This window comes from Curtobacterium sp. MCBD17_003 (assembly GCF_003234885.2).
Taxonomy (GTDB): Bacteria; Actinomycetota; Actinomycetes; order Actinomycetales; family Microbacteriaceae; genus Curtobacterium.
Map to the genome: position 1 here is coordinate 2,404,081 of NZ_CP126275.1, position 12,850 is coordinate 2,416,930.

General features: G+C 72.7%; 12 protein-coding genes. 3 read left to right on the forward strand and 9 right to left on the reverse strand.

The features are described 5' to 3' along the window. Positions 1–24 precede the first annotated feature (24 nt). The gene (locus DEI88_RS11380; RefSeq protein WP_111027053.1) at positions 25–1,704 is read right to left on the reverse strand and encodes a sodium:solute symporter family protein; all 1,680 of its coding nucleotides are present in this window, start codon (positions 1,702–1,704) and stop codon (positions 25–27) included. A 237-nt stretch (positions 1,705–1,941) separates the two neighbouring features. Here DEI88_RS11380 and aroQ point away from each other — a divergent pair, with 237 nt between their 5' ends. Further along, positions 1,942–2,382: a type II 3-dehydroquinate dehydratase gene (gene aroQ, locus DEI88_RS11385; protein ID WP_111009390.1), complete on the forward strand. Its 441-nt coding sequence runs from the start codon at positions 1,942–1,944 to the stop codon at positions 2,380–2,382. Between the two features lie 323 nt (positions 2,383–2,705). Here aroQ and DEI88_RS11390 read toward each other — a convergent pair whose 3' ends face one another. Both DEI88_RS11390 and DEI88_RS11395 read right to left on the reverse strand, forming a co-directional pair. Beyond that, positions 2,706–3,581 carry a hypothetical protein gene (locus tag DEI88_RS11390; RefSeq protein ID WP_146246005.1) on the reverse strand — a complete coding sequence of 292 codons (876 nt, stop codon included), beginning with the start codon at positions 3,579–3,581 and terminating at the stop codon, positions 2,706–2,708. Between the two features lie 1,153 nt (positions 3,582–4,734). Continuing rightward, positions 4,735–5,340, reverse strand: a complete 606-nt coding sequence (locus tag DEI88_RS11395) for an NAD(P)H-dependent oxidoreductase (protein WP_111013571.1) — start codon at positions 5,338–5,340, stop codon at positions 4,735–4,737. Between the two features lie 217 nt (positions 5,341–5,557). On the opposite strand from DEI88_RS11395, the gene DEI88_RS11400 reads away from it, so the two are divergent. Continuing rightward, the gene (locus DEI88_RS11400; protein ID WP_111013572.1) at positions 5,558–6,046 is read left to right on the forward strand and encodes an MSMEG_6728 family protein; all 489 of its coding nucleotides are present in this window, start codon (positions 5,558–5,560) and stop codon (positions 6,044–6,046) included. Positions 6,047–6,283: 237 nt separating this feature from the next. Here the strand turns inward: DEI88_RS11400 and DEI88_RS11405 are convergent, their stop codons facing one another. The 6 genes from DEI88_RS11405 to DEI88_RS11430 form a co-directional block, all read right to left on the reverse strand. After that, on the reverse strand, positions 6,284–6,544 hold the full coding sequence (locus DEI88_RS11405) for a hypothetical protein (RefSeq protein ID WP_146244014.1): 261 nt from the start codon (positions 6,542–6,544) through the stop codon (positions 6,284–6,286). Positions 6,545–6,614: 70 nt separating this feature from the next. Then, positions 6,615–7,772 (reverse strand): cysteine desulfurase family protein, encoded by a 1,158-nt coding sequence (locus tag DEI88_RS11410; RefSeq protein WP_111071307.1) that lies wholly within the window; start codon positions 7,770–7,772, stop codon positions 6,615–6,617. Between the two features lie 7 nt (positions 7,773–7,779). Then, complete coding sequence (nadC, locus tag DEI88_RS11415; protein WP_111071306.1) at positions 7,780–8,721, reverse strand: carboxylating nicotinate-nucleotide diphosphorylase; 942 nt, start codon at positions 8,719–8,721, stop codon at positions 7,780–7,782. Further along, on the reverse strand, positions 8,718–10,346 hold the full coding sequence (nadB, locus tag DEI88_RS11420; RefSeq protein WP_111071305.1) for an L-aspartate oxidase: 1,629 nt from the start codon (positions 10,344–10,346) through the stop codon (positions 8,718–8,720). The genes nadC and nadB overlap by 4 nt, the downstream gene beginning before the upstream one ends. Further along, positions 10,346–11,674, reverse strand: a complete 1,329-nt coding sequence (gene nadA / locus DEI88_RS11425) for a quinolinate synthase NadA (RefSeq protein ID WP_111071304.1) — start codon at positions 11,672–11,674, stop codon at positions 10,346–10,348. The genes nadB and nadA overlap by 1 nt, the downstream gene beginning before the upstream one ends. Next, positions 11,674–12,387: an NUDIX hydrolase gene (locus tag DEI88_RS11430; protein WP_111037558.1), complete on the reverse strand. Its 714-nt coding sequence runs from the start codon at positions 12,385–12,387 to the stop codon at positions 11,674–11,676. Before DEI88_RS11430 ends, nadA begins: the two co-directional genes overlap by 1 nt. Before the next feature lie 165 nt (positions 12,388–12,552). Here DEI88_RS11430 and DEI88_RS11435 point away from each other — a divergent pair, with 165 nt between their 5' ends. Further along, complete coding sequence (locus tag DEI88_RS11435) at positions 12,553–12,834, forward strand: acylphosphatase (RefSeq protein WP_258374919.1); 282 nt, start codon at positions 12,553–12,555, stop codon at positions 12,832–12,834. The last annotated feature ends 16 nt before the right edge of the window (positions 12,835–12,850 follow it).

Sequence of the window (12,850 nt, forward strand, 5' to 3'; positions counted from 1 at the left end):
ATCTCCTTGTCGAATCAGGACGGTCTACAGGAACGGCAGGTACAGGAGCACGCACAGGACGAGCGCAGCCGTCCCGAGCAGTGCCGGAGACCGGTACCAGGCGGTGTCCGTCGCGACCGAGTCGCCGTGCAGGTCGATCTTGCCGATGCCGTACACCAGCCCACCGAGCTCACGCTCGTCCCGCGGCTTCGTGAACATGCTGATGAGGAACCCGAACACGAGCACCGTGACGAACGAGATGATCGCGCCGTAGAGGGTCTCGGCGGTGCCCGTCGCGAAGAGCTTCGGGTTGACGAGGTAGGCGATCCACGTGACGGTCGGCGCGATGATGCCCGCGATGTACGACCACAGCGCCGCCGAGGTCGTCATGCGCTTCCACAGCAGGCCGAGGATGAACACGGCGAACAGCGGCGCGTTGAAGAACGAGAACAGCGTCTGCATGTACGTCATGATGTTCTGCGCCTGCGCGGCCAGGAACGCCGTCGCGATGCCGATGAGCACACCGACGATCGTCACCCAGCGCCCGGTCTTGAGGTAGTGCACGTCCGGCATGTTCGGCTTGATGTAGCGCTGCCAGATGTCGTAGGTGAAGACCGTGTTGAAGCTCGACACGTTCGCCGCCATGCCGGCCATGAAGCTCGCGAGCAGCCCGGTCACCGCGACGCCGAGCACGCCCGTCGGCAGGTACATCTGGATGAGCTTCGGGATCGCGTCGTTGTAGCTCAGCCCGGAGTGGTGCGCACCGGCGAGCTGGTTCCCGAGCGTCGCCGCGGCGATCAGACCCGGGATGACGACGATGAACGGGATGAACAGCTTCGGGAACGCCGCGATGAGCGGGGTCCGACGGGCGGCCGACATGTTCTTCGCCGAGAACGCGCGCTGCACCTCGGTGAAGTTCGTGGTCCAGTACCCGAAGCTCAGCACGAAGCCGAGGCCGAGCACGATGGCGAGCCAGTTCGCCCCGATCGGGTTCGTCGTGTGCCCGATCGCCGTGCCCGCCCAGGTGGACAGGTGCCGCGCACCGTCGGTGTGCTCGACCGCCTTGGTGAGCCCGGACCAGCCACCGACACGGTGCAGGCCCACGATCGTCAGCGGGATGAGCCCGGCGATGATCACGAAGAACTGCATGACCTCGTTGTAGATCGCGCTCGAGAGCCCGCCGAGGGTGATGTACACGAGCACGAAGCCCGCGCTGACGATGATCGCGAGCCACTCGGGCCAGCCGAGCATCGCCTCGATGACGATCGCCATCGCGTAGAGGTTGATGCCCGCGATGAGGACGTTCGACACCGCGAACGCCAGGGCGTTGACGAGGTGCGGGGCCTTGCCGAACCGGCGGAGCATGAACTCCGGCACCGATCGCACCTTCGAGCCGTAGTAGAAGGGCATCATCACGAGGCCGAGGAACACCATCGCCGGCACCGCGCCGATGAGGTAGTAGTGCAGGGTCGCCATGCCGATCTGCGCGCCGTTCGCGGCCATGCCGAGGATCTCGGTGGCACCGAGGTTCGCGGAGACGAACGCCAGACCGGTGATCCAGGCGGGCATCGACCGGCCCGACAGGAAGAAGTCCATGCTCGTCCGGACCCGGCGACGGGCCGTGAAACCGATGCCGATGACCACCGCGAAGTACACGATGATCATCACGTAGTCGACCCAACTCAGATCGAGTTGGATCCCGTTCTGTCCTGCAGCGAGAACCATGTCAACTCCACGTCGAAGTGCTTGCGGGGCGGGGCCCGGGGACGGGCTCCGGAGACGCACTCGATCGTGTCGGCGCGCCTCCGTGTGGGGGCGGGAGCGGCTCGGAGCCGATCCGACCCGGAACGTTACACCTCAGGGAACCAGGTGGAACCTCTGCGCCGATTCTCGGTTTCGTCGCGTGTGACCGTTCACATCCGGTGAGGCGCACAGGGTGGGCTCGGTCGTTATCCTCGGAGGATGCCCGCGCCCCGCATCCTGGTCCTCAACGGTCCGAACCTCGACATCCTGGGACGCCGTGATCCCGCGCAGTACGGCACGGTCACGCTGCAGGAGCTCGAGGACCTGGTGCGGACGACCGCGGAGCCGCTCGGACTCGAGGTCGCCTTCCGACAGAGCAACCACGAGGGCGAGCTCGTCACGTGGCTCCACGAGGCGCTCGACGACCACGCCGGCGTCGTCATCAACCCCGCTGCCTACGCCCACACGTCGGTCGCGTTGCACGACGCGGTCGAGGCCCTGACGGTGCCCGTCGTCGAGGTCCACCTGTCGAACGTCTTCAAGCGCGAGCCGTTCCGCCACGTCGACCACGTCGCGACCGCGGCCACCGCCGTCATCGAGGGCGCCGGGGCCGACGGCTACCGGCTGGCGGTGCTCCACCTGGCGACGCTGCTCGGCTGATCACGTCGGGACCGCGCGCGCTGCCGGTCGACAACGCAGGAAACCGCCGCCGGGAGGGACGGCGCGAGCCCGCACCGCGCCTCCCGTCCTGCGTTCTCAGCCCAGCCCCGGCAGGCGGCAGGCGGCAGGCGGCAGGACCGACTCGCGTCGACACCGCAGGAACCCGCAGCCAGGAGGGGCGGGGCGCGGCCGCACCGCGCCTCCCGTCCTGAGTTGTCCGCTCCAGCAGCAGGCCGGACCCAATCGCGTCGACACCGCAGGAACCCGCAGCCAGGAGGGGCGGGGCACGCCCGTACCGCGCCTCCCCGCGGTCGGCCGCCGACCTACGTCGCGGGGTCCATGGCGAAGGGGGCGCTCGTCATCGTGTCGTCGGCCGTGTCGCGGTCGGCGTCGTCGGAGACGCCGGTCGCGATCGACACCACGACGCTGTTGTACGCGAACCGCTCGACACCGACCGGCCGGACGTCGAGGGCGACGGTGAACCCGAACGCGGCCCCGGCGGGGATCGGGACGGCCACGACGAAGTCCTCCGCGAGTCCCTCCTCCGGGGCCGCGGGACGTGGGGTGACGGTCGCGGCGCTCATCCCCAGCGCGGTGGCCGTCACGCTGAAGGCGACGATGCGAGCCGCGGAGACCAAGGCGCCACCGGCGGGCAGCACGTCCGGCACGACCACCCGGACGACCGCGCCGGCGGGCGCGTCCGGTCCCGTGTTGCTGAAGGCCGTCGTCACGGAGTACGTCCTCCCGCTCTGCCAGAGCCACTGCTGGTGCTCGTCCAGGTACTCGAGCGGCCGCTCGACGAACGGCTGCCAGCCGCTCCCGGCAGCGTTCCCCACGTCGGTCACCGCGAGGTCCAGGACCGGCGTGGTCGTCACCTGCGCCACCGCGGGCGGCAGTCCCGCGACCGACGCGGTGAGCACGATGACCCCGGGATCGAGCGATGCGACGAGGCCGGTCGCGGTGGCCTGTCCCGCCGCGTCCGTCACCGCCGTCGCCGTGGTGGTCCCCGGCGTGCCGAAGAACGCCGGTCCGGACACGCTGAAGACGACGGTCTCCCCTGGCGACGGGGTTCCGCTCCCGGAGAGCACCGTCAACGTCGCGTCGGACAGCGCGCCGCCCGCGGGGCGCACCGATGCGCCGGTGAAGGCGAGGGTCGCAGTCGCTTCCGCACTCGCGGCAGCCGCCGGGGTCGACACCACCACGCCGAGTGCAGGGACGCTCCATGCAGCCGCCGCGACCACCGCCCGCCGCGGTAACGAGGACGGCGGAACCACCGCCTCCCGTCCGGTGCCGTCATCGTCCGTGCTGCCCTGTCCCACCGTGGCGTCCCTCCTGCGGGCCGCGACCGACCCGACGACCGGACCATAGGCTCGCCAACCATCCTGGCGGCACTTCGGGACCCCCGTTCCACCACCGACGTCACCCCATGCCTCGAGGGAGGTCACCCGCAGGCGCGTCGACAACGCAGGAACCCGCCGCCGGGAGGGACCGCACCGGCCCGCACCGCACCTCCCGTCCTGAATCACCGACCGCACCGGCCACAGGACCGACCCGCGTCGACAACGCAGGAAACCGCCGCCGGGCGGCACCGCACCCGCCCGCACCGCACCTCCCGTCCTGAACTACCGACACGCACCGGCCGCAGGAACGGCCCACGTCGACAACGCAGGAAACCGCCGCCGGGAGGCACCGCACCGGCCCGCACCGCACCTCCCGTTCCTGAATCACCGACCGCACCGGCCACAGGACCGACCCGCGTCGACAACGCAGGAAACCGCCGCCGGGAGGGACCGCACCGGCCCGCACCGCGCCTCCCGTCCTGAATCACCGACCGCACCAGCCGCAGGACCGGCCCACGTCGACAACGCAGGGAACCGCCGCCGGGAGGGACCGCACCCGCCCGCACCGCGCCTCCTGTTCCTGAATCACCGACACCGGCCGCAGGACCGGCCCACGTCGACAACGCAGGAAACCGCCGCCGGGAGGGACCGCCCCGGCCCGCACCGCACCTCCCGTCCTGAATCACCGACGCACCAGCCGCAGGACCGGCCCACGTCGACAACGCAGGAAACCGCCGCCGGGAGGGACCGCACCCGCCCGCACCGCACCTCCCGTCCTGAATCACCGACACACCAGCCGCAGGACCGGCCCACGTCGACAACGCAGGAAACCGCCGCCGGGAGGGACCGCGCCCGCCCGCACCGCACCTCCCGTTCCTGAATCACCGACACACCGGGCCCGGTGGCCGCGGCCGGCAGGGACCGCGCCGCCGCCAGCGGGCCCGGCGGGCTGGGTCGACGCGACGCGTCGGAAGGCTGCGCAGCAGAACGCCGCCCAGCGGAACGCGGCGCGTCAGAACTCGGTGGGCCGCCGCACATCCGCTCCGGCGAGCGCACCGAGGCGCCCGCTGCGGACGATCGGGAGCGCCCGCTGCACAGCCTGGTCGATGCGCAACTCGAGCTCGACGCTGCGCAGCTCGTACGACCCCTCGTGCTTGACGAAGTCCCGCTCGTTCCCGAACACCCCGATCGGCAGCGTCGTCGACTGGAAGAACCCGAACAACGGCCGCATCTGGTGCTCCACGAGCAGCGCGTGCCGATCGCTGCCGCCGGTGGCCGTGAGCAGCACCGGGGTGTCGACGAGCTCGTACTGCCCGACCCAGTCGAAGAACAGTTTGAACGCGCCCGAGTACGCCGCTCGGAAGGCCGGGCTCCCGACGACGAGGACGTCGGCGGTCTCGACCGCCTCCAACGCAGCTCGTGTCGCCGCTGCCATGCTGTCGCGGGTGGGCGCGGCGCCGAGGTCGGCGAGCACGGGTCCGATCTCGACGACCGTGGTGCGGGCGTCCTCGAACTCGGCGGCGAACCGGTCCACCGTCGCGCGCACGAGCGTCGACGTGCGGGACGGGTCCGAGGGACTCCCGCTCACGCCGACGATCCGGGGGCTGCTGCTCGTCATGCGCCGATGCTCACACGCTCGGCCATGGACGAGCCGCGATGTGACGACATGTGTCGAGGAACGGTGACCGGCACAGCGCCGGATCGGACCGCCGCCAGCCCGATCGCGACAGGCGGTCCGGCCCCACTCCCGGTCCCCACCGACCGCTCGCGCGTAGCGTCGGTCGCGGTTCGGCGCGCCCCGGACCGCACCGACGACCGGGAGGCACGACCGCGGCATGCAGACCTTCCTGCCCTATCCGGACTTCCGTGCCTCGGCGGAGTCGCTCGACGACAAGCGCCTCGGGAAGCAGCGCGTGGAGACCCTGCAGGTGATGCGGGCGTTGACGTTGCCCGGGTACGGCTGGCAGCACCACCCGGTGGTCGCGATGTGGCGGGGCTTCCGACCAGCGCTCATGGCCTACCAGGACGCGACGTGCACGGTCTGGCTCGAACGGGGCTACGCCGACACGTGCCTCGGCAAGACGCTGATCGACCTCGGCCGGGTCGAGGAGGACCTCGAGGCGTACGAGCACGGGGACGTGACCATGCCGCCGTGGTTCGGGGACGAGGCCGTCCACCGATCGCACCGCTCGAAGCTCGTGCAGAAGGCGCCGGAGTTCTACCGGGAGCGGTTCCCGGACGTGCCGGACGACCTGCCGTACACGTGGCCGGGCGAGACGGTCCGCGCGGAGGCGGCGCACACGCCCGAGGCCGACCTCGACTGACGCCGCTCCGCGGGCGGAGTACGCGCGGTCCGACGCCCGGGAACGGCAGAGCCGGCCCCGCCACGGTTCAGGGGGGGTGTCGTCGTAGGGTCAGGGGTTCGTACGACGACGCCGTGGCGGAGCCGGCTGCCTGAGCGCGACCACGAGGGCCGTGCTCCCCGCCGGGCGCTCAGGGTGCGTCCGGCGGAACGCGTCGATGACCGATCAGGGGGTGGTCACCGGCGCGGGTCCGAGGTGTCAGGAAGTGCGGCGATCGCCTCCGAGGGGGTGGCGGGCCGGTTCGGCGGACATCGGGAGGACGGCGCTGCCGACCGTCGCCAGGATCCCGGCGACCGCGACGACCGCGAGCGGCACGAGTGTCAGCCCGTGCGCCGCACCGAAGCCGAGCGCGAGGATCGTCGCGGGGGCCGGCAGGAGCTGCACCGCGTGGAACCGGGAGGTCCGGGTCGCGGGGCGCAGCGCCGGACTCGCCAGTCGCTGCTCGCTCGTGTCCGTCATGTCCTCCATTGTGCGGACCCCGGGCTGTCCGCGGAAGGGGGGACACGCCCCCCGAGATGGAGTAGACCGTCTAGTACACCCCTCCGGGTCGGACGGCGAGGGCGCGGACCGTGTGGACGGCTGCCGCGATGGCGTCCACCACGGCGGCGCCGCCGTCCGGCCCGAGGTGCTCGTCGAACGTGAACCGCACGGCGGTGCGAGCGACCTCCTCCGGCAGCCCGAGCGCCGCGAGCACGTGCGACGTCTCCGTGCTGCCGGCCGCGCACGCGCTGCCCGCCGACGCCAGGATCCCCTGCTGCTCCAGCTCGAGCAGGACCGTCTCGCCGTTCGTGCCTGGCAGGCAGAACGACGCGTGGCCCGGGAGGCGGTGCTCGCGCGACCCGGTCAGCACCGCATCCGGTACGCGGTCCAGGACATCCGCGACGAGGACGTCCCGCGCCGACTCGGCGACCGCGGCAGCGTGCGCACGTCGCTCGAGCGCGAGTTCGAACGCCCGGGCCAGACCGACGGCACCGGCGACGTCCTCGGTGCCCGAGCGGACGCCACGTTCCTGCCCACCGCCGTGCAGGAGCGGCTCGATCGGGACGCCCCGACGCACCGCGAGCGCGCCGATCCCCTTCGGGGTGCCGAGCTTGTGTCCGGACACGCTGACCGCGTCCGCGCCGAGCACGTCGAGCCCGACGGGCAGCCACGGGGCGGACTGCACGGCATCGCTGTGCAGGGGTACGCCGACGGCGTGGGCGACCGCGGCCAGCGCCGGGATGTCCTGCACCGTGCCGATCTCGTTGTTCGCGTGCGCAACGCTGACCAGCGTGGTGTCCGGCGTGAGCGCGGCGGCCAGGTCGGTCGGGTCGAGCCTCCCGTCCGACCCCACCGGCAGGAGGTCGACGGTGAAGCCGTGGTGCCGTACCAGGTGGTCGCAGCTCGCGAGGACGGCGTCGTGCTCGGTCGGGAGGGTGAGCACCCGGCGACCGCGCGGCGCGGCGAGCGCGATGCCCTTGACCGCGGTGTTGTCGGACTCGGTACCGCCGCTCGTGAACACGACCTCGGCCGGTCGGCAGCCGAGCGCGCCGGCGACCACCGCCCGCGCCGCGGCGAGGCCCTGCGCGGCCCGGGCACCGACCTCGTGGGTGGACGAGGGGTTGCCGAAGTCGCCCGTGAGCCAGGGCCACATCGCCTCGAGGACCTCGCGGCGGACGGGCGCGGTCGCGGCGTGGTCGAGGTACACGGCCGTCCTACCGATCGCGCGGGGCCGTGGCGACGTCGGGCTCGACGACGACGTCGAGCCCGAGGTCGAGCGCCCGGGCCGAGTGCGTGAGCGCTCCGACGGACACGATGTCCACGCCGGTCGCCGCGATGGCCGCGACGGACTCGAGCGTCACGCCACCCGACGCCTCGACGAGGGCGCGACCGCCGACGAGCGCCACGCCCGCACGGAGCATGTCCGGCGTGAAGTTGTCGAGCATGATCGTGTCGACGCCGGCGCCGACCACGGGTTCGATCTGGTCGATGCGGTCGACCTCGACCTCGAGGTGGACGGTGTGTCCGAGCCGCTCTCGCGCTGCGCGGATGGCCTCCTCGATCGGGACGCCCCGGGCTGCGAGCACCGCCAGGTGGTTGTCCTTGGCGAGCACCGCGTCGGACAGCGACGTCCGGTGGTTGTGTCCGCCCCCGCAGCGGACCGCGTGTCGCTCCAGCGCGCGGAGGCCGGGCGTCGTCTTGCGGGTGTCGACGATGCGAGCACGGGTGCCGGCCACCGCCGCGACGTAGCGCGCGGTGACCGTGGCGATGCCGGACATCCGCTGCACGAGGTTGAGGGCGACGCGTTCCGCGCGGAGCACCGACCGCGCGGCACCGGAAACGATCGCGAGCGTGTCGCCGGCCGCGAACGTGGCGCCGTCCGCACGCTCGAGTGTGACGACGATGCCGGGGTCGACCGCGGCCATGACGGCGGCGAACACGGCACCGCCGCTGAGCACGCCCGGCTCGCGCGCGGCCAGGGTGGCGGTGGCCGTGGCGTCGGCGGGCACGAACGCCTCGCTCGTCACGTCGCCCCAGGGGGCGTCCTCCTCGAGGGCGGTCTCGATGACGCGACGCAGCGCATGCGGCGGGATCGCCCCGACGGCGGTGGAGGTCGTGGGCGCGGCGGCAGTGGCACCGGTCGTGATGTCGGTCATGCAGGAACTCCCTGTCGTGGTGCGGTGGCGGGGACCGTGCGGGACACGGTCCCCTGCGTCGTCGACACCCAGGCGAGGGGCCGCGCCTGCGCGGGGTCGGTGCCGGGGTGGTCGGTGCGAGCGTGGGCGCCGCGGGACTCGGTGCGGGCCGCCGCCGCGTGGGTGACGAGGCGGGCGAGGGTCAGGAGGTTGCGGTCCTCGAGGGCGCCGACGCTCGGCGTCTGGGCCGCGACCTCGAGCGCCGCGAGGTCCCGCGCGGCGCCGGCCAGTCCGTCGGCGTCGCGGAGCAACCCGACCCGGTCCTCCATGACGGCTTGGAGCGCCGGACGCACGCGGGCCTCGTCGACCGGTGCCGGGCCTCCCGGCCGGGAGGCCCGGTCCGGGTCCGCCACGGACGTGACCGCGAGTGCGTGCGGACCCCGAAGGCGCGGCCGTGCCGGCCGCGGGACGTCGAGGGCGTCGGCGGCGCGCACGCCGAAGACGAGCCCCTCGAGCAGGGAGTTCGACGCCAGGCGGTTCGCGCCGTGGACGCCGGTGCAGGCCGCCTCGCCGACCGCGGACAGGCCCGGGAGGCTCGCACGGCCCTCGACGTCGGTCGCGATCCCGCCCATCGCGTAGTGCGCCGCCGGCGCCACGGGCACGGGTTCGCGCGTCCAGTCGAACCCCGCCGCGCGCGTGGCCCGGGTGAGCCCCGGGAACCGGATCGGGAGCGTGGCACCGAGCGCGGTGGCGTCGAGCATCACGGGATCCCCGCCCTGCGCGCGCATCGCGGCCGCGATGCCGCGAGCGACGACGTCACGGGGTGCGAGCTCCGCGTCGGGGTGCACGGCCGTCATGAAGCGGCGCCCCGCCTGGTCGCGGAGGACCGCGCCCTCCCCGCGCACTGCCTCGGAGACCAGGCCGCCGCCGGGGACTGCGAGCCGGGTCGGGTGGAACTGCACGAACTCGAGGTCCGCGAGGACGGCACCGGCACGCCACGCGGCCGCCACGCCGTCCCCCGTCGCCACGAGCGGGTTCGTGGTGTGTCGGTAGAGGTGCCCGGCCCCACCCGTCGCGAGGACGACCGCGTCGGCGGCGATGCGCAGCGGTTCGCCGAGGAGGTCGAGGACGTCCACGCCGCGGACGGCGCCCTCGTGCACGACCAGGTCGACGAGGAACGTCCGCTCGAGGATCGTGACGTGGCGGTCGAGCAACGCACGGACGAGCCCTCGTTCGATCGCCGCACCGGTCGCGTCGCCGTCCGCGTGCAGGATGCGACGGCGGCCGTGGGCGGCCTCGACACCGCGCGTCAGGTCGTCGCCGTGCACCTCCTGGCTCGCCGGGTCGCGGGTCCGGTCGAACGCGATGCCGATCGCGAGGAGGTCCCGGACGCGAGCCGGTCCGTCGGCGCAGAGGACCTCGATCGCGTGCTGGTCCCCGGCTCCCGCACCGGCGGCGACGGTGTCCGCGACGTGGGCGCCGACCGAGTCGTCCGCGCCGAGCGCGACCGCGATGCCGCCCTGTGCGTACGTGGTCGCCGCGTCGGTGAGGGCGCCCTTCGTCACGAGGGTGACGTCGTGTCGTCCGCTGGCACGGACGGCGGTGGTGAGGCCCGCGATGCCGGAGCCGACGACGACGACGTGCATCAGGCCTCCCGGCCTGCGTCGAGGGGACGGGCGGGGGCGAGGGGACGACTGGGCGCGAGGGGGCGGGGGCGTGCGGCGAGCATGCGCTCGAGCGCGACCCGCGCGTCGGCCGCGATGTCGTCCGGGACCCGGACCTCGTTGAGGACCTCGCCGCGGACCAGCGCCTCGAGCACCCATGCGAGGTAGCCCGGGTGGATCCGGTACATCGTCGAGCACGGGCAAACCACGGGGTCGAGGCAGGAGATGTCGTGCTGCGGGAACTCGGCCGCCAGCCGGTTCACCATGTTGATCTCGGTGCCGATCGCGAAGGTCGTGGGCTCCTCGGCCGCGGCGACGACCTTGCGGATGAGGTCGGTGCTGCCGGCGACGTCCGCGGCGTCGACGACCTCCATCGGGCACTCGGGGTGCACGACCACGACGACGTCGGGATCGGCGGCGCGCGCCTGCTCGATCTGCTCGACGGTGAACCGGCGGTGCACGGAACAGAACCCGTGCCACAGGACGACCTGGGCCGCCTGGAGCGTCGCGGCGTCGTTGCCGCCGAGCGGCTTCCGGGGGTTCCACATCGGCATGCGGTCGGTGGTGACCCCCATCGCCTTCGCGGTGTTCCGCCCGAGGTGCTGGTCCGGGAAGAACAGGACGCGCTGGCCGCGCTCGAACGCCCACTCGAGGACGGTCGCGGCGTTCGAGGACGTGCAGACGATGCCGCCGTGACGACCGCAGAACGCCTTGAGGTCCGCCGCCGAGTTCATGTAGGTGACCGGGATCACCGGCACGCGGCCGTCGGCGTCGGGCTCGGTGCCGTACAGGAGTTCGAGCTGCTCCCAGGCCGCCTCGACGCTGTCGATGTCGGCCATGTCCGCCATCGAGCACCCGGCGGCGAGGTTCGGCAGGATGACGTGCTGCTCGGGGCGGGCGAGGACGTCCGCGGTCTCGGCCATGAAGTGCACGCCGCAGAACACGATCGCCTCGGCGTCGGGACGGGTGAGCGCGGCGTTCGCGAGCTGGAAGGAGTCGCCGAGGAAGTCCGCGTGCCGCACGACCTCGTCGCGCTGGTAGAAGTGCCCGAGCACGACGACCCGATCGCCGAGGGTGGCCTTGGCGGCCTCGATCCGGGCGTGCAGCTCGGCCTCCGACGCGGTCCGGTACTCCTCCGGGATCACGCCCTGGCGCGGCGCCGAAGTGGGGATGAGGTCGGACATCGAGGACCCGGGACCGTAGCCGGGCCGGGCATCGAAGGTCCAGGTGGGAGCGGCGAGGTCGGGCGTGCAGGTGCTGCCGGCCGCGCGACCGTTCGAGATGAGGTCGATGGTGGTTGCGATGGACATCAGGTTCCCGTCGGTGGTGCTGGGGGCCGGTCGGATCCGAGGGGCCCGTTGTCGGCGAAGGCGAGGAGGGGGTTGGAGCGGTACAGGCGCGCCGGCCGGTGACGGCCTCCCGAGGACAGCTCGTCGGTCGCGACGATCGCGTCCGACTGGGCCACCTGCCGGCGGAAGTTCGCCGGGTCCAGGCGGCGGCCGAGGATCGCCTCGTGGACGCTGCGGAGCTCGGCGAGCGTGAACCGGTCGCCGAGGAACGCCTGGGCGATCCGCGAGTAGCCGACCTTGTTCCGGAGGCGCCACAGCGCGTAGTCGACGATGCGGTCGTGGTCGAAGGCGAGTCGTGGCAGGTGCTCGGCGAAGAACCAGCGGACGTTCCAGTCGTCGGGCACACCGGGCGTCTCGTCGCCGCGGACGAGCGCCCAGTAGACGATCGAGACCACCCGGTCCGGCGATCGGTCGACGTCGCCGAAGGCGTACAGCTGCTCGAGGTACCGGGGCTGCACGCGGGTGGTCTCGAACAGCCGGGTGGCCGCGGACTCCTCGAGGCCCTCGTCGACGCCGACCCATCCACCGGGCAGCGCCCAGGACCCCTCGAACGGCTCGGTCACCCGGCGGACCAGGGGCATCGCCAGCGCGAGTTCGCCCGTCTCGGGGTGCCGTCGGAGCGCCACGATGACCGTCGACACGGCGACGCGGATGCCGTGGTCCGGTGTGGTCATCACGATCCTGGTCCATCGGGTTCTGGTCGGAGTGACCCGAACTGATGAGGTCAGTATGACCTGATCCCTCCGCCGACGCGAATCGGCAGAGGTGCGGCCGGATCGTCACCGCGACGAAAACGAGCCGTGACGGCCATGAAACGCGCCGCTCCTACAGTGGGCGGCATGACACCGATCACGAGGATGCACGCCGTCGTGTCCGGATCGGTCCAGGGGGTCGGATTCCGCTACTGGACCGCACGGAAGGCGGACGGGCTCGAGCTCGCCGGGTACGCACGCAACCTGTTCGACGGGACGGTCGAGGTGGAGGCCGAGGGACCGGAGGCCGCGGTCGACACGCTCATGGAGCTCCTCCACGTCGGGCCGCCGTCGGCCACCGTCACCGACGTCGCGGTGCGCTCGGTCGCGCCCCACGCCGACGGCGGGTCGTTCGACATCCTGCACTGACGCCGCCGAGTACGGT

Excerpts from the sequence above, each read along its gene's own strand:
- DEI88_RS11380 (WP_111027053.1), bottom strand. The coding sequence starts at position 1,704 with ATGGTTCTCGCTGCAGGACAGAACGGGATCCAACTCGATCTGAGTTGG.
- aroQ (WP_111009390.1), top strand. The coding sequence starts at position 1,942 with ATGCCCGCGCCCCGCATCCTGGTCCTCAACGGTCCGAACCTCGACATC.
- DEI88_RS11395 (WP_111013571.1), bottom strand. The coding sequence starts at position 5,340 with ATGACGAGCAGCAGCCCCCGGATCGTCGGCGTGAGCGGGAGTCCCTCG.
- DEI88_RS11400 (WP_111013572.1), top strand. The coding sequence starts at position 5,558 with ATGCAGACCTTCCTGCCCTATCCGGACTTCCGTGCCTCGGCGGAGTCG.
- DEI88_RS11405 (WP_146244014.1), bottom strand. The coding sequence starts at position 6,544 with ATGACGGACACGAGCGAGCAGCGACTGGCGAGTCCGGCGCTGCGCCCC.
- nadC (WP_111071306.1), bottom strand. The coding sequence starts at position 8,721 with ATGACCGACATCACGACCGGTGCCACTGCCGCCGCGCCCACGACCTCC.
- nadB (WP_111071305.1), bottom strand. The coding sequence starts at position 10,346 with ATGCACGTCGTCGTCGTCGGCTCCGGCATCGCGGGCCTCACCACCGCC.
- nadA (WP_111071304.1), bottom strand. The coding sequence starts at position 11,674 with ATGTCCATCGCAACCACCATCGACCTCATCTCGAACGGTCGCGCGGCC.
- DEI88_RS11430 (WP_111037558.1), bottom strand. The coding sequence starts at position 12,387 with ATGACCACACCGGACCACGGCATCCGCGTCGCCGTGTCGACGGTCATC.
- DEI88_RS11435 (WP_258374919.1), top strand. The coding sequence starts at position 12,553 with ATGACACCGATCACGAGGATGCACGCCGTCGTGTCCGGATCGGTCCAG.